The organism is Methylobacterium sp. 17Sr1-1 (assembly GCF_003173775.1).
Taxonomy (GTDB): Bacteria; Pseudomonadota; Alphaproteobacteria; order Rhizobiales; family Beijerinckiaceae; genus Methylobacterium.
Window position 1 is genome coordinate 1835903 of sequence record NZ_CP029552.1, and the last position, 16434, is coordinate 1852336.

Consider the following 16434-nt stretch of genomic DNA (forward strand, 5'->3'; position numbering starts at 1 on the left):
GCTTTAGCTCGGGCGGGCGGAGCGGCGGCATGGCGACACTCTCGGATCTGATGTTCACAGGCGGGACGCTGGCGGTGGCGGCCCCGGCCGACGTGGCGGCGGCCCTGCCGGCGGAGCGCCTGGAGCTTCCCCCCGACGAGGCCGCACGCATCGCCCGCTTCCGTCAGGCGCAGGACCGCCACGAGCGCGCGGCGGCCCACGGGCTGCTGCGCCACCTGCTCGGGTCCTGGCTCGGCCGCGAGCCCTCCGGGATCGTCCTGGCGCGGGAGGCCGGCGACCGACCGTTCCTGCCCGGGGTCCCGAGTTTCGACCTGAATCTCAGCCACGGCGCCGGCTGGGTCGCGGTCGGGCTGTCGACCGCCGGCCGGATCGGCGTCGATGTCGAGGGGGCCGCCCGGCCGGTCGACTGGGACGGCGTGGCGCCGGTCTTCCTGCACCCGGCCGAGCTCGCCGCCTATCGCGGCCTGCCGGCCGGCGCGCGGCCGCGTCAGGCGCTGGAATACTGGTCGGTCAAGGAGGCCTGCCTGAAGGCGACCGGCGAGGGCCTGGTCGCCGAGCCCCGCTCGGTCCGGCTGACGCCGGACGGCGCGGCGTGGCGCCTGGCGCGGGCAGGCCTGTCCCTGCGGGCGGCGTCGCGAGTGCTGCCGGACGGGGCGCGGTTCGCCTGGGCGGCGGAGGAGGGGGTGGAGGTGAAGGTCGTGGTGGCGGGCCGACCGGGACGATCAGTCGAGGTGTGAGGCGAACCCCAGATTCGCCTTTACGAGTTTCACACCCTCCATGTCATTCCGGGTTCCGCTGCGCGGCCCCGGAATGACATGGAGGGTGTCGATCCTGTTGGGCAGATCCCACGGTCGTCAGACGTAAGCGCTCATGCCGGCATTCGATTGCGGGAAGCGCTCGGCGAGGGCGCGGCGCAGCTTCTCGAGGGCGCGGTTCTCGATCTGGCGCACGCGCTCCTTGGAGATGCCGAGGCGGTGGCCGAGGGCCTCCAGGGTCGCCTGGTCCTCGGCGAGGCGCCGCTCGTGCAGGATGCGCAGCTCGCGCTCGGAGAGCACGGTGAGCGCCTGACGCAGCCAGGTCAGGCGGCGCTCGCTGTCGACGGCGTCGGAGACGGTCTCGTCGGGAAGGGGGGAGGTGTCGACCAGGAAATCGACCCGCTCGGCGGAGGCCTCGCCGTCGTCGCCGACGGGGGCGTTGAGCGACATGTCCGGGCCCGACAGGCGGGCATCCATCAGGGCGACGTCCTCGCGGGAGACGCCGATGGCGGTGGCGATGCGGCGGTGGATCTCGTCGCCGACGCGTTCGTCGGTCGACTGCATCAGTCGGGCACGCAGGCGCCGGAGATTGAAGAACAGGGCCTTCTGGGCCGACGAGGTGCCGCCGCGGACGATCGACCAGTTGCGCAGGATGTAATCCTGGATCGAGGCCCGGATCCACCACGTGGCGTAGGTCGAGAAGCGCACGTCCCGCTCGGGCTCGAAGCGGGCCGCCGCCTCCATCAGGCCGACATGGCCTTCCTGGACCAGGTCCGCCATCGGCAGGCCGTAATGGCGGAAGCGGCCGGCGAGGGCGATCACGAGCCGCATATGGGCGGAGATCAGACGGTGCAGGGCCACCTCGTCCCGTTCGTCCTTCCAGCGCACCGCGAGGCCGCGCTCCTCCTCCCTCTCGAGGAAGGGTGCATCCATCGCGACGCGAACGAACTGCCGACGTATGCCTGCGATTTCCGCCATCCCCGCCTCCGCCATCGTGGTGAGCGCTGTGTGTCGCGATGAGGCCGGGGCGGCGCATGGAGCGCGCCCGTTACACCGCAAGGCCTGCGACAACGGCGGGACCAGCCGGTCGGTTCCCGCATTGCGAAAAAATCGTCGGCGGCACGATTCTTTGGTGGGCGCAACGGCTCCGGAGTTACCTGAGGGACTTCACAGCCGGCTGAGTGTCGGGCCTGAGGAGCAACGCGGGGGCGGGGAGGGCGTTCGGCGAAGAGACGTCATGTGACGAAAAAAAAGCCCGGCGCGATGGCCGGGCTTTCGGTCGTCTCAGGTTCTGGCGTCCGGGAGAGGCGCGGAGGCTCAGGCGGCCTCGGCCTCGTCCTGCACGTCCTCGCCGTCGGCCTCGGCTTCGGCGCCCTTGGCCCGGCGCGGCGACTTGGCGAGGCTCTGCTCGATGAGCTTGAGGGACTCGGTGTCGGTGATGCGGTTCACCGCCGCGATCTCGCGCACCACCCGGTCCAGGGCCGCCTCGTAGAGCTGGCGCTCGGAATAGGACTGCTCGGGCTGGGCGTCGGAGCGGAAGAGGTCGCGCACCACCTCGGTGACGGCGATCAGGTCGCCGGAATTGATCTTCGCCTCGTATTCCTGGGCCCGGCGCGACCACATCGTGCGCTTCACCCGGGCGCGGCCGGTGAGCACGTCGAGCGCCTTCTTGACCAGCTCGGGCTCGGCGAGCTTGCGCATGCCGACCGAGTTCGCCTTGGCGGTCGGGACCCGCAGGACCATCTTGTCCTTCTCGAACGACACCACGAACAGCTCGAGCTTGTAGCCGGCGATCTCCTGCTCCTCGATGGCCGTGATGCGGCCGACGCCGTGAGCCGGATACACGATCGCTTCGCCGGTCTTGAAGCCCTGCCGGGCGGCTGTCGTCTTCTTGGCGGTCGTCATGCGGGGGTGGCCTCCAGGTCACCGTTCGCGGCAATGTCCGCGACCGGATCGTTCATCCGGGTCAGGGCGCCCGGCGAAAAATACGCGCCTGCCGGACGTCCCGAGGGATGCCCGTCAGTCCCTGTCAAACCATAGCTAAGAGACGTCCGAACGCGCGGCGGACCGCATAGGATCCACCTCGGCTGATCGCATGCAGCCTCGTCCCATCGAAAAAATTCCCGCTCGGTGGACGAAGGCTGCACGTCGGACGAAAAGCGACGGCGATCAGGAACCTAGCACGAAGAGGCCTGAAAATCAAAAAAATTCAGGCGCCCGGCATGGCTGCGCGGGCACCTTGCACCATGTTTCACCAGCTTGGCGGAGCGATCGCAGACCCGTCATGCGGCCCCGGCAGGGATCGTTACGAACCGGCAACGATCCCCAAGGTCGCGAGGACCCGCCGCGGAGAACCGCTCAGTCGCCCGAGCCCGGATTGGCCGAGAAATGGGCCTCGAACTTGCCGGGCTTGCCGTCCCACTCCTTGGCGTCGGCCGGCGCGGCCTTCTTCTGGGTGATGTTGGGCCAGCTCTTGGCCATGTCGGCGTTCAGCTTCAGCCAGCTCTCCAGGCCCGGCTCGGTGTCGGGCTTGATCGCCTCGGCGGGGCATTCGGGCTCGCACACGCCGCAATCGATGCACTCGTCCGGCTGGATGACGAGCATGTTCTCGCCCTCGTAGAAGCAGTCGACCGGACACACCTCCACGCAGTCCATGTACTTGCACTTGATGCAGTTGTCGGTGACGACGTAGGTCATGGGCCGGTGAAACCTCGAAGGCTGTTGGGGGCGCGGCTGGCGCCCGGGCGTATGGGGCGGCCTTAGACCCGGCAGGGCGGGCTTGCAAGCCGCCCGTTGCGGGGGCGGCCCCGGTTGCCGGGAGGCGTCGCCTTCGCGTCACGCTTTCCGCGGAGTGATACGATCTCCGGAAGCCTCCCTCCGGAGATCGTCTCGCGAGGCCGCGCGGCGCCTGAGCGGAGCCGATTTCCGCATCGCGAAAGCGATTGCGCGGCAATCGCCGAGCGATCGATCGGCCATCGTACGACCGGTCAGCCCGCTCCGCCGGGCGCGGGACCCGCCGGGGGGACGGCCGAGACGTCGGCGTAGAGGAGCCGGGCCTCCGGTGCCGGGCCCCGGCGCTCGCCGAGGTCGAGCACCCGCACCGCCGCCGTGACGTGCTGGGCCGCGACCGTGACCACGTCGCCCACCGCCACGGCCTTCGAGGGGGCGTCGGCCCGCTGGCCGTTCACCCGCACGAAGCCGTCCTCGATCAGGCGCGCGGCGAGCGAGCGCGTCTTGGCGAAGCGCGCGAACCACAGCCACTTGTCCAGGCGCTGCCGATCCGCGCGCATGGCGCCCGGTCAGCGCTTGTCGCCGTCCCTCGCCTCCATCTGCGCCTTGAGGGCGAGAAGCTTGGCGAAGGGGGAATCCGGGTCCGGGGCGCGCTCGCGCCGGGGCGGCCGGGCGTCGTGCATGCCGCCGTTGCGGGGGGCGCCGTCGCGCCGGTCCTGCGGGGGACGGCCCCCCTCGCGCCCGCCCGGATGCGGCCCGCGCGGCGGACGACCGTCGCGGCGACCCTCGCCCCGGTTCTCGGGCCCGCGGCCCTCGAAGCGGTGCTCCGGCCGGCCCTCACCGGCGGGACGGTTCTCGCCACCCCTGTTGTCGCCACCTCTGTTCTCACTTGGGCGCCGGTCGCCCCAGCGCTGGCCGTCGCGGGGCGCGCGATGGGCGCGCTGCTCCGCCGGCGCGCCTTCGCCGCCCTCCGGCCGCGGGAAGCCGCCGCGCGGACGGCCGTGCTGGCCCTCGCGCGGCTGCCCTTCGCGTTGTCCCTGGCCCTCGGGCCGGCCGCGGCCCTGATGGCGCGGGGCGTGGCTGCGCTGGTGGCGGTGCATCCGCCACACCTCGATGACGACCGGCTCCGCCGGCGCGGCGGGCTCGCCCGCGGCCTCGGCGGTCTCCGCGGCAGGGGTTTCGGCGGCAGGAGTTTCGGCGGCCGGCGTCTCCTCGGCGGCAGCCTCGTGCGGCGCAGTCTCGCCGGAGGCGGCGGCCTCGATGACGGGCTCGCCCGCCTCGGCCTGCGCAGCCTCGGCTTCCACCGGGGCCGGCTCCTCGGATGCGGGCGCCTCGACGGGCGCGTCCTCGACCGTGGCGCTGTCGGCCGGAGCGTCGTGAGCCGCCGCAGCCTGAGCCGGCGCCTCCTGGTCGTGCGTCTCCTGGTCGTGCGTCGCCTGGGCGGCCACCTCGGGCGCCGGCTCCGCCGCCTCGACCTCGACCGTCTCGGCGGCCTCCTCGCCGGAGACCTCGTGCGGCGCGGTCTCCCCGGCCGGGGCGTCGTCGCCCGTCGCCTCGGCCGTCACGGCCTCGGTCTGCGGGTCGGACGGGGTCTCGGCAGCCTCGCCCGCCTCGGCGGACGCCTCGCCGCTCTCCGCGGGCTTTGCCTGCACCGGCACGGTCGCGGCGGCGGGGCGCAGGGGCACGGTGATCGCCGGGCCGGGCCGGCGATCGACGACGTAGCCGAGCGATTTCAGGATCGAGGCGAAGTCCTCGCCCGAGCAGCCGACGAGCGAGGTCATGCCCACGGTCGGCACGAAGCCGTCCTTGTCGGCGGTGCCCGGAGGCGGCTCGCCGGGGGTGGTGCCGGGCACGTAGGCGATCGCCGGGCGGATCAGGTCGGCCAGGCGCTCCAGGATGTCGACGCGCACCGCCCGGCCGCCGCAGACCCGGAAGCCGGCGGCGCGATAGAGGCCCTTGGCGATCTCCGGGTCCACCGGCATCGAGGTGCGGCCGGAGCCGGCGAGATGCGCGATCTCGTCGAGGCCGCGCTGGTCGAGCCCGCCGTTGTGGAGCGCCCAGAGCTGCGCCGCGAGCGTCCGGGGCGCGGGCTTCAGCAGCGCCGGCATGGTGATGTGGTAGGCGCCGAAGCGCACGCCGTGCTTGCGCAGGGCCGCGCGGCCCTCCTGGTCGAGGCTGCGCATCTCGTTGAGGACCTTGGCGCGCTCCAGCACGCCGAGGGCCTCCGCGACCTGGAAGCCGATGCCGCGGGCGAGGCCCGTCAGGTCGGCCGCGGTCTCGAGTTCGAGGGCGGGCCCGAGCAGGCGCACGATGTGGGCCTTGAGCCAGGCCTCGAGCCGGGCCTCGACCTTCTCGCGGGCGGGACCGCTGAGCTGCTCGTCGGCGAGCAGGCGCAGGCCGGGGGCATAGAGCTTCTCGCCCGGGACCAGCTTGGCGACCGGGTTGCCGGTCCAGCGGATCGTGCCGTCGTTCGAGAGCACCAGGGCCGCGTCCGCCGCGGCGGCGAACCGGTCGGCCCGCGCCTCGATCTCGCTCGCCAGCGCCTTCTCGGCGGCGCTGCGCAGGGTCTTGGCTTCCTGGCCCTCGGCGCCGGGATCCGGCACGAACTGGAATCCGTGCAGGTGGCCGACGTGCTGTCCCTCGACCGTCACGTCGCCGCCCGCGGTGATCTCAGCTTCCAACATGGTATTCTCTCTCAGGCGCCGCATCAGCACGCTGGTGCGCCGATCGACGAATCGACTCGCCAGCCGCTCGTGCAGGGCGTCGGACAGCCTGTCCTCTACCCGACGCGTCTCGCCCTGCCAATGCTCCGGGTCGGCGAGCCAGTCCGGTCTGTTCGCCACGAAGGTCCAGGTGCGCACGTGGGCGATGCGCTGCGACAGGGCGTCGATGTCGCCGTCGGTGCGGTCGACCATCGCCACGTGCTGGGCGAACCAGTCGACCGGAATGCGCCCCGCCATGCCGCGCATCAGGAAGCGGAACAGCTGGGCGATCAGGTCGGCATGGGTCTGGATCGCCGATTTGCGGTAATCCGGCACGCCGCAGACCATCCAGAGCCGCTCCACCGCGCTCTTCGAGGTCGCGTAGTCGCGGATGTCGTCCTCCTTGGCCAGGAGGTCGAGGGCGGCCTCGTCGTCGCCGGTCGGCGCCCGGGTCAGGCCGCGCTCGCTCGGATGCTCGGCGAGGCTGCGGCGCAGGGCGTCGATCGAGCCGAAATCGAGGTCCGGGTTGCGCCATTGCAGCACGCGCAGCGGGTCGAAGGTGTGGCTCTCCAGAGCCTCGACCATCTCGGCCTCGAGCGGCGGGCAGCGCCCGGTGGTGCCGAAGGTGCCGTCGCGCAGGTGGCGCCCGGCGCGTCCGGCAATCTGCGCCATCTCGGAGGGGGAGAGGTCGCGAAAGCGCGTGCCGTCGTACTTGCGGTTCGACGCGAAGGCGACGTGGTCGACGTCGAGATTGAGACCCATCCCGACCGCGTCGGTGGCGACGAGGTAATCGACCTCGCCGGACTGGTAGAGCTCGACCTGGGCGTTGCGGGTGCGCGGCGAGAGGGCGCCCAGCACCACCGCGGCGCCGCCGCGCTGGCGCCGCAGCAACTCGGCGATGGCGTAGACCTCCTCGGCCGAGAACGCCACGATGGCGCTGCGCTGGGGCAGGCGCGAGAGCTTGCGGCTGCCGGCGAAGCTCAGCTGCGACAGGCGCGGGCGCGTCGTGACGTGGATGCCCGGGATCAGCGCCTTGACCAGCGGCTCCATCGTGGCCGAGCCGATCAGCAGCGTCTCCTCGCGGCCGCGCTGGTGCAAGAGGCGATCGGTGAAGGTGTGGCCGCGGTCGCGGTCGGCACCGAGCTGGATCTCGTCGATGCCGACGAAGTCCACGGTATTGTCCCGCGGCATCGCCTCGGCGGTGCAGATCCAGTAGCTCGGCCGGTTCGGCTTGATCTTCTCTTCGCCGGTGATCAGGGCGACCCGCTCGGGGCCGACCCGCTCGACGACGCGGTGATAGACCTCGCGGGCGAGAAGCCGCAGCGGCAGGCCGATCATGCCGGTCGGGTGACCGAGCATCCGCTCGATGGCGAGGTGGGTCTTGCCGGTATTGGTGGGACCGAGCACCGCCGTGGCGCCGCGCAAGCGGGCCTGCGGTGAGAGGGAGCGGCGCGTCATCGGGCTGGATAGCATCCTCGGGGCGGAAAGCGGCCGCGGCCGCCGCGCCGTCCCGAACTCGGCGCCGGGACCGTCGCGCGACCCCGTCTAGCGCTCCGGATCGCGGCCGCCCCGCAGCCGTGGCCCGGGCAGCGGCCTCCCGTCATATGGGGCGGGAGCGGTCCGATCGCCATACGGGGACCGATCGCCGTAGGGCGAGGGCGCCACGCCGGGGGCGTAGACCTCGATGCGGGTCCCGGGTGCCCGGCCCTGGTCGAGGTCGGCGCAGAGGGTGTCCGGCACGGCGGTGAGCGGGCCCGGCGGGTTCGCGCCGATCGTCGCCGACGAATAGGCGTCGCCGCCGCAATCATGCCCGTTCGCCAGCGCCGGGAGCGGGGCGAGCAGCAGGAGGAGGAGGGAGAGGGCGCGCCGCACGGGCTCTAGCGCCCGCCCGCCGGCATCTCGGGGGCAGGCATTCCGGGGGCGGGCAACCCGGGGGATTGCGCCGCGGCCGCCTGCACCGTCGTCTCCGGGGCGCCCTGGCCGGTCTGCGCCCAGCGCGTCGCCTCGATGATGTTGAGGCCGAGCTGGGTGCGCACGGCGATGCGCAGCGGGAGGAGCACCCGCGCGCCCTCGACGGGGGCGAGCCACACCGACATCTCGGTGTTCTCCTCCATGAACTTCACCCCCGGCCTGTCGGCCCGGTGGCCGGCGATCGGCTGGTAGCGGGCGTTGCAGACGAGAACCGGGCCGGCATAGCCGGGCTTCTGCACGCTGCGGGTCTCGGCGTAGCTCAGCACCACGTTGAACCGGCTCGCGCCGTCGAAGACCGGGATGGTGCGGTTGCAGTTCTGCGGGTCGGTGAGGTCGCCGCGGCCCTGCGCCGGCATCATCAGGGCGCTCACCGGATCGATGACGCCGCGCTTGTGCACCTCGCTGACGGTGACGCGCTCGGGATCGGGCACCAGCGGCGGCGCGATATCGGAGGCGACCACGTTGCCGCGGGCGAGCGCCATGCGCACGGTGATCGACGCGGAGGCGCTATGCGAGGACAGGGCGAAGGCGGCCGGCACCGGCCGGGCCGCCACCGCGCCGCTCGCCCGGCCCGAGCCGTAGCCGCCGGTGATCGCCCCGACGAGGCCGGTGAGGCGGGCGCTGACATCCATCGTGTAGCGCTGGCCCTGCACCGAGCCGCTGACCTGCGCGGTGCCGATCGGCATCCCGGCGAGCATGATGCCGTAATCGACCGTGACGGCGGTCTCGCCGGCCTTCGGTGCGCGGCCCCGCGCGGCCTGGGCCGGCGTCGCCTCGCCGGCCGGAAGGGCGAGCCCCGCCGCGAGGGCGAGCGAGAGGAAGGCCTTGGAACGCATGAGGGAACCGATCTCGATCACCGTCGCCCAGCCCCGATGAAGCGGGGAGAATCTGGCCCTATCGTGACGCGATTAGGGTTAACGGACCGTCTCGGGTCCGTTGCGCCCGCTCCCGGCGGCGCGGGCCGGCCTCGGCGCCTGTACCTTGACGAGACCCGCACTCTCCCTCTATAGGCGCGTGCTTTCCAGGGACTTCGCGGGGTCCGGTTCAGGCCGGGGTGCGCAGCACGCCCGGCTCTCGCGTTGCGTGGTCCCTCTCCGCACCAAGACCAGTTGAGGATTGAAGACCATGTCGCGTCGCTGCGAGCTCACCGGTAAGGGGGTGCTCACCGGCCACCTCGTGAGCCACTCGAACCACAAGACCAAGCGCCGGTTCCTCCCGAACCTGTGCAACGTCACCCTGCTCTCCGACACGCTCGGCCGCTCGGTGCGCCTGCGCATCTCGGCCAACGCCCTGCGCTCGGTCGAGCACCGCGGCGGCCTCGACGCGTTCCTGATCAAGGCCGGCGAGACCGACCTGTCGCAGAACGCCCGCCTGCTGAAGCGCGAGATCGAGAAGAAGCTCGCCGAGGCGGCCTGACTTTTTCAGGCGGAGGCGCCAAGGGACGACTTCCCGCGCCTCCATCGGTCAGCGATGACCGTGAAAAACCCCCGGATGCGCCATGGCGCCCGGGGGTTTTTCGTGTTCGGGCCATGGGACCATTTCTCACGGCGTCATCCCGGGTTCCGCTTTCGCGGCCCCGGGACGACGGAGAGGGTTTGGACAAGGTCGCGGGGGAAGTTGCGCGTCAGCGCCGCCCGCCCGCCGCCATCCGGCGCACGGGCATCGTGCCGGCATCCTCGTCGAACAATTCGGCCAGCTTCTCGGTCATCACCCCGCCGAGCTCTTCGGCGTCGATGATCGTGACGGCCCGGCGGTAGTAGCGGGTCACGTCGTGGCCGATGCCGATGGCGAGCAGTTCCACCGGCGAGCGGGTCTCGATCTCGTCGATCACGTAGCGCAGGTGGCGCTCCAGGTAGTTGCCCGGATTGACCGAGAGGGTCGAATCGTCGACCGGCGCGCCGTCGGAGATCACCATCAGGATCCGGCGCTGCTCGGGCCGGCCGAGCAGGCGCTTGTGGGCCCAGTCCAGGGCCTCGCCGTCGATGTTCTCCTTGAGCAGGCCCTCGCGCATCATGAGCCCGAGATTCTTGCGCGCCCGGCGCCACGGCGCGTCCGCCGACTTGTAGACGATGTGGCGCAGGTCGTTGAGCCGGCCCGGGGTCGGCGGCTTGCCCGATTGCAGCCAGGATTCCCGCGACTGCCCGCCCTTCCAGGCTCGGGTGGTGAACCCCAGGATCTCGACCTTGACGCCGCAGCGCTCCAGCGTGCGCGCCAGGATGTCGGCGCAGGTCGCCGCCACGGTGATCGGCCGGCCGCGCATCGAGCCCGAATTGTCGAGGAGCAGGGTGACGACCGTATCGCGGAAGTTCGTGTCCTTCTCGTGCTTGAACGAGAGCGGCTGGAACGGATCGATCACCACGCGCACGAGGCGCGCCGGGTCGAGCTGACCCTCCTCCAGGTCGAACTCCCAGGCGCGGTTCTGCTGCGCCAGGAGACGCCGCTGCAGCCGGTTGGCGAGCCGCCCGACGACGCCCTGGAGGTGGGCGAGCTGCTTGTCGAGATAGGAGCGCAGGCGCGCCAGCTCGTCGGCGTCGCAGAGGTCCTCGGCGTGGACGACCTCGTCGTATTTCTGGGAGAACACCTTGTAGTCCGGGCCGCGGGGCTCGTTCGCGCGCGGGCCCGGCGGGCGCCAGGACTCGGAGGCCTCCTCCGAATCGGCGTCCTCGGCATCCTCCGGCAGCTCGCCGGAGGGCGCGTCGGCGGCCTCGGTGGCGCCTTCCTCGATCTCGTCGGAGGCCTCGTCCGAGACCTCCATCTCGGCCCGGTCGCCCTGGCTCTGCTGCTCGGCCTCGCCCTCGCCGGCCTGCTGCTCGTCGGACTCGGCCTCGTTCTCGTCGTCGTTCTCCTCGTCGTCGGGGTCGAGGGGGGCCTCGTCCGCCATGTCGAGGGAGGAGAGGAGGTCGCGCACCGAGCGGGCGAAGGCGCGCTGGTCTTCCAGGGTGCCGAGCAGCCCGTCGAGGTTGCGCCCGGCCCGGTCCTCGATGAACTCGCGCCACAGGCCCACGATGCGCTGCGCCGCGGGCGGCGGGGCCTGGCCGGTCAGGCGCTCGCGCACCATGAGGGCGATGGCGTCCTCCATCGGTGCGTCGGCCCGGTCGGTGATCTCCTCGTACTTGCCGCCGCGGTGGTAGCGGTCCTCCAGCATCGCCGTGAGATTGCCGGCCACGCCCGCCATCCGGCGCGAGCCGATCGCCTCGACCCGGGCCTGCTCGACGGCGTCGAAGACCGCGCGGGCGGCGGCGTTCTCGGGGGCGAGGCGCCGGTGGACGGCGTTGTCGTGGCAGGCGAGGCGGAGCGCCATCGAATCGGCGTGGCCGCGCAGGATCGCGACGTCGCCGGGGGAGAGCTTGCGCGGCGGCTCGGGCAGGCGGGCCTTGTCGCCGGTGAGCGCCGGCCGGTCGGTCGCGAAGGTGACCTCGATCTCGGCCTTGCGGGCGATGGCCCGCAGCGTCCCGGCCACCGAGCGCTTCAGCGGCTCGGCGACGGACTCGCGCTTCTCGCCGGGCTTGCGGTTGGAGATGGACATGGCGAGGCTACTTCTTCAGCGAGTCGAGGTCGAAAGGGCGCAGCATCATGGTCTGCTGCGCGAGCGCCCGGGAAGGTCGGTCGTCCGTCGGGCCTGCCGCCGGACGACCCCTCTCGATGCCGTCAGCTCAGCGCGACGTTGACCGCGCTCTCGGGCAACTCCTTGCCGAAGGAGCGCTGGTAGAACTCGGCCACCAGCGCGCGCTCCAGCTCGTCGCACTTGTTGAGGAACGTGACCCGGAAGGCGAAGCCGATATCGTTGAAGATGTCGGCGTTCTCGGCCCAGGTGATCACCGTGCGCGGGCTCATCACGGTCGACAGGTCGCCGTTGATGAAGGCGTTGCGGGTGAGGTCGGCCACGCGCACCATCTTGTTGACGATGTCGCGCCCGCCCTCGCCGCGGTAATGCGGCGCCTTGGAGAGCACGATGTCGACCTCGCGGTCGTGCGGCAGGTAGTTGAGCGTGGTGACGATCGACCAGCGGTCCATCTGGCCCTGGTTGATCTGCTGGGTGCCGTGATACAGGCCCGAGGTGTCGCCGAGGCCGACCGTGTTGGCGGTGGCGAACAGCCGGAAGCCGGGATGGGGGCGGATCACCCGCTTCTGGTCGAGGAGCGTCAGGCGGCCCGACACCTCCAGCACGCGCTGGATCACGAACATCACGTCGGGGCGGCCGGCATCGTACTCGTCGAAGACGAGCGCGACGTTGTTCTGCAGCGCCCAGGGCAGGATGCCGTCCTGGAAGGCGGTGACCTGCTTGCCCTCCTTGAGCACGATCGCGTCCTTGCCGACGAGATCGATGCGCGAGACGTGGCTGTCGAGGTTGATGCGCACGCAGGGCCAGTTCAGGCGGGCGGCGACCTGCTCGACATGGGTGGACTTGCCGGTGCCGTGATACCCGGTGATCATCACCCGGCGGTTGCGCGCGAAGCCCGCCAGGATCGCCAGGGTAGTCTCGCGGTCGAACAGGTAGTCGGGGTCGAGATCCGGCACGTGCTCGTCGGTGGCCGAGAAGGCCGGCACCTCGAGGTTCGAATCGATCCCGAACACCTTGCGCACCGAGACGGTCGTGTCCGGGAGTGCGGGTGGCGTATTCTCAGCAAGCATACGGAGCCTCGTCGGGGCAGGCCTGGCCCTCCATGGGCGTCCTGCGGATGTCGCGACGGCGCGGGGTGACCGGCGGGCGCCGCATGTCATTAATCTGCGGGGAGTGCCGGCGCAAACGTGCCTGACCCGGATATATGGGCGAGACGCCCGGTTTCGAGCCCCCCCGCCGCGGATCAGGGATGCGAGATCCGTGCCCGCCCGGATTCGCCCCCTCGCGTCAGCACAGGCCGGCGGCCCGCAGGGTATCGTGGGCCTTGATGATGTCGCGCAGGCGGTCCTCGAACGAGCGGTCGCCGCCGTTGGCGTCGGGGTGGAAGCGCTTCACCAGCACCTTGTACTGCGCCTTCACGGCGGCCGGATCGGCGCTCTCGTCGAGGCCGAGCACGTCGAGGGCCTTGCGCACCGGGGCGGAGTAGCGTGGCGGCGGCGGCTCCGCCCGGGCGCGGCGCGAGGCCGGGCCGGCGCCCTCGCCGCGCAGGATGCCGAGGGGATCGACGTAGTCCCAGTCGCGCTGGGCCGCGTCCGGCTTCGGGCCGGTCTTCCCGCCGGGATTGACCCCCATCGTCCAGGTCGGGCGGTGCCCGATTACCGCGTCCTTCTGGTAGGCCTGGACGGCGGCGTCGTTCATCCCGTCGAAGTAGTTGTAGGACGCGTTGTACTCGCGCACGTGCTGCATGCAGAAGCGCCAGTACTGGCCCTCCTGCTTGCGCCCCTTGGGCGCCTTGTGCAGCCCGGGCTGGGTGCAGCCCGGCCGTTCGCAGGCCGGACCCTCGGCCTTCTTCGGCTCGTCGCAGGAGGGCCGGATGCGGATGCGGTCGAACAGGGGCGAGTTCAGATCCATGATGGGGCGATTATGAGGGGCGGCGGGACGGGCACAAGGGCTTCGGGCCTGATGCCGCAGGCGGAACCGGACGGCTTGACGGGCGGGGCCCGCTCCGGTCACTCGATCCGAAGCAGGTTAAGGACGGGTGCGCGATGAGCCTGAGCGACTGGATCAGGACGACGCTGGAGGAGCGGCTGGCGCCGACGGCGCTCAGCGTCGTCGACGAATCACACCAGCATGCCGGCCATTCCGGCTGGCGGGAGGGGGGGGAAACTCACTTCCGTCTGGATGTGGTGTCGGCGGCCTTCGAGGGAAAGAGCCGGGTCGAGCGCCACCGCATGGTGAACGCGCTCCTCGACGACGCCTTCAAGCGCGGCCTGCACGCCCTGGCCCTGCGGGCGCGGACGCCGGGGGAGGCGGGGTAGATCGGGGAGGCGAGAGCGATCCGTATCGCCCTTGAGGTGACCCGTGCATGCCGCCCCCGCCGGCTCGTGACCGTCCCGATGATGTCCGCCGACCGGATTTCGAGTTCTGCGTCGTCGGGCGCCCGGTCTCGGCCCAGGCGCTGAGACGCGCATCGCTCCAGGCGTGGAAGGCGAAAGTCTCGGCTGCAGCGACCGCAGCATGGCCCGCCTCGCAGCAGCCCTTCGGCGGCGACTTGGAGCTACGCGTCACCCACTACTCCGAGCGCCGGATCGCCGACCGCGACAACTTGCTGAAGCCGATCCAGGACGCGATCCAGGGCATTGCCTACAGCAACGACCGTCAGGTGAAGGACGCTACCTCGAACTGGCGCAACATCAACGGCCGGTTCGTGGTTCGGTCTATGTCCCTGCCGCTCGCGGTGGCATTCTCTGGCGGTGACGAGTTCCTGCATATCCGCCTATGGCGGAGCCGCGGGCAGGAGGATCTGGGATGAGGCCGAAATCCGATCGCTCCGCCGAGATCCGGGCCCAGAAGCGAATCGCCCGCCAATACCGGAGCCTCGGCTACGACGTCGTCGAGCGGCCGGAGCCGCGCCAACTCCCGGACTTCATGCGGGACACGGCCCCCGATCTCGTCGCCCACAGCGCCACGGACAACGTCGTGGTCGAGATCAAGCGCCATGCCACCCTCAAGGGCTCGAACGACCTCGTCGGTCTCGCGGAGCGGGTGTCTGGCCGACCTGATTGGCGCTTCGAACTGATCGTGCTCGCCGACGAGGACGGGCCCCCGCCATCCGACCACGGGCCTCTCATCGCGAAAGCACGGGCGGCGGCCGAGGCTGGGCTGCTCGATGTCGCATGCCTGTCTCTCCTGCCGATTCTCGCCGCGATCTTGCGGGGCGTCGCGCGGGCTTATGGTGTGCGGCTCGCCGACGCTCCTGCCCGGCGCCTCGTCGAGGAGTTGAGCTTCCGCGGCGTCCTGCCGGAGCCCTTGGTCGATCAATGCCTCGCCGCACTCGCGGTCGGCGACAGGCTCACGCAGGACGGATCCGGGAGCGAACCGCCGAGTCGCGTCGAGTTCGAGGCCCTGGCCCAAGCCTGTGACACGCTTCGGCATTTGGCCTGAGGTCAGGGTGTATCTTCGAGCGGGACGCGCTGCCCACTCGGGCGCGGATCTCCCGCGCCCTGACCATCGCGCACCGTCTCCGCCCGCTCGTACGCCGGCTTCCGCGGCGCGAACGCATACACCGCCGTGGCCGCCAGCAACGCCAGCCCGTAGGCCAGGAACAGGCGGCCGTAGAGCGCGTCCGGAGAAAGCCCGCCGGTGCCCAGCACGAACAGGGCCGAGAGCCCCTGCAACGCCGCCGCCCCGCCCATGAAGACGATGTTCATGAAGGCGACGCCGCGTCCGAGCAGGTGGGCGGGGAAAAATCGCCGGGCATGGGCCATCAGGATGCCGTAGCTCAGGCCCGCCGCGCCGGTCAGCGCCAGCAGGGCGACCGCCAGCGCCGTCGAGCCGCCGCCGAGCAGGCCGAGGGCGGCGAGCGAGAGGCCGGTGACGAGGCAGCCGCCGAGCGCCGTGCGCTTCGGGTCGCGCACCAGGCGCTCCAGCGGACCGTAGCCGATGGCGCCCGCCGCCATCGCGGCGCTCATCGCGAGGGTGCCGTTGCCGCGCTGGAGCGCATCGAGGCCGTGGACGCTGCCGAGATAGGAGCCCACCCAGAGCGAGCGGGTGGCGATGACGACGGCGTAGCTGACGAACACGACGGGGAAGACCGGCCACAGGGCCCGCATCCGCGCGACCTCGGCGAAGCCGTGCCAGACCGAGGTCCGGGGCGGGTCGGCGAGGCGCGGCGGATCGACGATCAGCCACAGCACCAGCCCGGCCGCCGCCACGGTGACGGCAGAGAGCCCGAACAGGATCGCGCGCCAGCCGAGCGCGTGGCTCGCCAGCGCCAGCGGCGTCGAGCCCAAGAGGTCGCCCGCCGTGCCGAGGCCGATCATCAGCGACGAGAGCATGGCGAAGCGTTCGGGCGGATAGACCCGCCCGAACAGGTACAGCCCGCCCATCAGCGCCGGCGCGCAGCCGAGCCCGATCAGCGCCATCGCGGCGGCGGCACCGGAAAACCCTTGCGCGAGCCCGAGGCAGGCCGCCCCGAGGGCGGCGACGACCAGGAACCCCGCCACGGTGCGCCGCGGCCCGACCCGGTCGAGGAGGAGCCCGGTCGGCACCTGGCCCGCCGCGAAGGCCAGGAACCAGCCCGCCGACAGGAGCGCGAGGTCGGAGGGCTGGAGGCCGAGGTCGGGCCCGAGATCGGGCGCGACCATCGCGAGGAAGCCGCGGTCGAACTGGCTGATCGTGTAGGTGAGCAGCAGGACCAGGAAGGATGTCACGG

Annotated in this window: 16 protein-coding genes; 5 read left to right on the forward strand and 11 right to left on the reverse strand. The window is 71.6% G+C overall.

Annotated features, from left to right (window positions below; translation table 11 throughout):
- The first annotated feature begins 29 nt into the window (after nt 1–29).
- Nucleotides 30–737 (forward strand): 4'-phosphopantetheinyl transferase superfamily protein, encoded by a 708-nt coding sequence (locus DK412_RS08255; RefSeq protein WP_109971561.1) that lies wholly within the window; start codon nt 30–32, stop codon nt 735–737.
- Between the two features lie 117 nt (nt 738–854).
- On the opposite strand, the gene DK412_RS08260 is transcribed toward DK412_RS08255, so the two are convergent.
- From DK412_RS08260 to DK412_RS08290, 7 genes are all read right to left on the reverse strand, one after another.
- Nucleotides 855–1733 carry an RNA polymerase factor sigma-32 gene (locus DK412_RS08260; protein ID WP_093567573.1) on the reverse strand — a complete coding sequence of 293 codons (879 nt, stop codon included), beginning with the start codon at nt 1731–1733 and terminating at the stop codon, nt 855–857.
- A gap of 339 nt (nt 1734–2072) precedes the next feature.
- The gene (locus DK412_RS08265) at nt 2073–2660 is read right to left on the reverse strand and encodes a CarD family transcriptional regulator (RefSeq protein WP_109971562.1); all 588 of its coding nucleotides are present in this window, start codon (nt 2658–2660) and stop codon (nt 2073–2075) included.
- A 453-nt stretch (nt 2661–3113) separates the two neighbouring features.
- The gene (gene fdxA / locus DK412_RS08270) at nt 3114–3452 is read right to left on the reverse strand and encodes a ferredoxin FdxA (RefSeq protein ID WP_048445664.1); all 339 of its coding nucleotides are present in this window, start codon (nt 3450–3452) and stop codon (nt 3114–3116) included.
- Nucleotides 3453–3742: 290 nt separating this feature from the next.
- A complete protein-coding gene (locus tag DK412_RS08275; protein WP_109971563.1) occupies nt 3743–4045 on the reverse strand; it encodes an RNA-binding S4 domain-containing protein in 303 nt (100 codons plus the stop codon).
- A gap of 9 nt (nt 4046–4054) precedes the next feature.
- Nucleotides 4055–7645: a helicase-related protein gene (locus DK412_RS08280; RefSeq protein ID WP_109971564.1), complete on the reverse strand. Its 3591-nt coding sequence runs from the start codon at nt 7643–7645 to the stop codon at nt 4055–4057.
- Between the two features lie 87 nt (nt 7646–7732).
- Nucleotides 7733–8059, reverse strand: coding sequence for a hypothetical protein (locus tag DK412_RS08285; RefSeq protein ID WP_109971565.1), 327 nt, complete (start codon nt 8057–8059; stop codon nt 7733–7735).
- 5 nt (nt 8060–8064) lie between these two features.
- Complete coding sequence (locus DK412_RS08290; RefSeq protein WP_109971566.1) at nt 8065–8994, reverse strand: DUF3108 domain-containing protein; 930 nt, start codon at nt 8992–8994, stop codon at nt 8065–8067.
- 289 nt (nt 8995–9283) lie between these two features.
- On the opposite strand from DK412_RS08290, the gene rpmB reads away from it, so the two are divergent.
- Nucleotides 9284–9574, forward strand: a complete 291-nt coding sequence (rpmB, locus tag DK412_RS08295; RefSeq protein WP_093567567.1) for a 50S ribosomal protein L28 — start codon at nt 9284–9286, stop codon at nt 9572–9574.
- Nucleotides 9575–9782: 208 nt separating this feature from the next.
- Here rpmB and cobT read toward each other — a convergent pair whose 3' ends face one another.
- From cobT to DK412_RS08310, 3 genes are all read right to left on the reverse strand, one after another.
- Entirely contained in the window at nt 9783–11684 is a 1902-nt protein-coding gene (gene cobT / locus DK412_RS08300; protein WP_109971567.1) for a cobaltochelatase subunit CobT, read from the reverse strand.
- A gap of 122 nt (nt 11685–11806) precedes the next feature.
- Nucleotides 11807–12790 carry a cobaltochelatase subunit CobS gene (cobS, locus tag DK412_RS08305; RefSeq protein ID WP_109971568.1) on the reverse strand — a complete coding sequence of 328 codons (984 nt, stop codon included), beginning with the start codon at nt 12788–12790 and terminating at the stop codon, nt 11807–11809.
- A gap of 217 nt (nt 12791–13007) precedes the next feature.
- Nucleotides 13008–13631, reverse strand: a complete 624-nt coding sequence (locus DK412_RS08310; RefSeq protein WP_093567563.1) for a DnaJ domain-containing protein — start codon at nt 13629–13631, stop codon at nt 13008–13010.
- A 134-nt stretch (nt 13632–13765) separates the two neighbouring features.
- Here DK412_RS08310 and DK412_RS08315 point away from each other — a divergent pair, with 134 nt between their 5' ends.
- The 3 genes from DK412_RS08315 to DK412_RS08325 are packed head-to-tail and all read left to right on the forward strand — an operon-like array spanning nt 13766 to nt 15164.
- Nucleotides 13766–14038, forward strand: a complete 273-nt coding sequence (locus DK412_RS08315; RefSeq protein ID WP_093567562.1) for a BolA family protein — start codon at nt 13766–13768, stop codon at nt 14036–14038.
- A gap of 47 nt (nt 14039–14085) precedes the next feature.
- Nucleotides 14086–14532: a RusA family crossover junction endodeoxyribonuclease gene (locus DK412_RS08320; protein WP_109971569.1), complete on the forward strand. Its 447-nt coding sequence runs from the start codon at nt 14086–14088 to the stop codon at nt 14530–14532.
- Nucleotides 14529–15164, forward strand: a complete 636-nt coding sequence (locus DK412_RS08325) for a hypothetical protein (RefSeq protein ID WP_109971570.1) — start codon at nt 14529–14531, stop codon at nt 15162–15164. Before DK412_RS08320 ends, DK412_RS08325 begins: the two co-directional genes overlap by 4 nt.
- A gap of 2 nt (nt 15165–15166) precedes the next feature.
- On the opposite strand, the gene DK412_RS08330 is transcribed toward DK412_RS08325, so the two are convergent.
- Entirely contained in the window at nt 15167–16432 is a 1266-nt protein-coding gene (locus tag DK412_RS08330; RefSeq protein WP_109971571.1) for an MFS transporter, read from the reverse strand.
- Nucleotides 16433–16434 lie beyond the last annotated feature (2 nt).

Excerpts from the sequence above, each read along its gene's own strand:
- DK412_RS08255 (WP_109971561.1), top strand. The coding sequence starts at position 30 with ATGGCGACACTCTCGGATCTGATGTTCACAGGCGGGACGCTGGCGGTG.
- DK412_RS08260 (WP_093567573.1), bottom strand. The coding sequence starts at position 1,733 with ATGGCGGAAATCGCAGGCATACGTCGGCAGTTCGTTCGCGTCGCGATG.
- DK412_RS08265 (WP_109971562.1), bottom strand. The coding sequence starts at position 2,660 with ATGACGACCGCCAAGAAGACGACAGCCGCCCGGCAGGGCTTCAAGACC.
- fdxA (WP_048445664.1), bottom strand. The coding sequence starts at position 3,452 with ATGACCTACGTCGTCACCGACAACTGCATCAAGTGCAAGTACATGGAC.
- DK412_RS08275 (WP_109971563.1), bottom strand. The coding sequence starts at position 4,045 with ATGCGCGCGGATCGGCAGCGCCTGGACAAGTGGCTGTGGTTCGCGCGC.
- DK412_RS08280 (WP_109971564.1), bottom strand. The coding sequence starts at position 7,645 with ATGACGCGCCGCTCCCTCTCACCGCAGGCCCGCTTGCGCGGCGCCACG.
- DK412_RS08290 (WP_109971566.1), bottom strand. The coding sequence starts at position 8,994 with ATGCGTTCCAAGGCCTTCCTCTCGCTCGCCCTCGCGGCGGGGCTCGCC.
- rpmB (WP_093567567.1), top strand. The coding sequence starts at position 9,284 with ATGTCGCGTCGCTGCGAGCTCACCGGTAAGGGGGTGCTCACCGGCCAC.
- cobT (WP_109971567.1), bottom strand. The coding sequence starts at position 11,684 with ATGTCCATCTCCAACCGCAAGCCCGGCGAGAAGCGCGAGTCCGTCGCC.
- cobS (WP_109971568.1), bottom strand. The coding sequence starts at position 12,790 with ATGCTTGCTGAGAATACGCCACCCGCACTCCCGGACACGACCGTCTCG.
- DK412_RS08310 (WP_093567563.1), bottom strand. The coding sequence starts at position 13,631 with ATGGATCTGAACTCGCCCCTGTTCGACCGCATCCGCATCCGGCCCTCC.
- DK412_RS08315 (WP_093567562.1), top strand. The coding sequence starts at position 13,766 with ATGAGCCTGAGCGACTGGATCAGGACGACGCTGGAGGAGCGGCTGGCG.
- DK412_RS08320 (WP_109971569.1), top strand. The coding sequence starts at position 14,086 with ATGCCGCCCCCGCCGGCTCGTGACCGTCCCGATGATGTCCGCCGACCG.
- DK412_RS08325 (WP_109971570.1), top strand. The coding sequence starts at position 14,529 with ATGAGGCCGAAATCCGATCGCTCCGCCGAGATCCGGGCCCAGAAGCGA.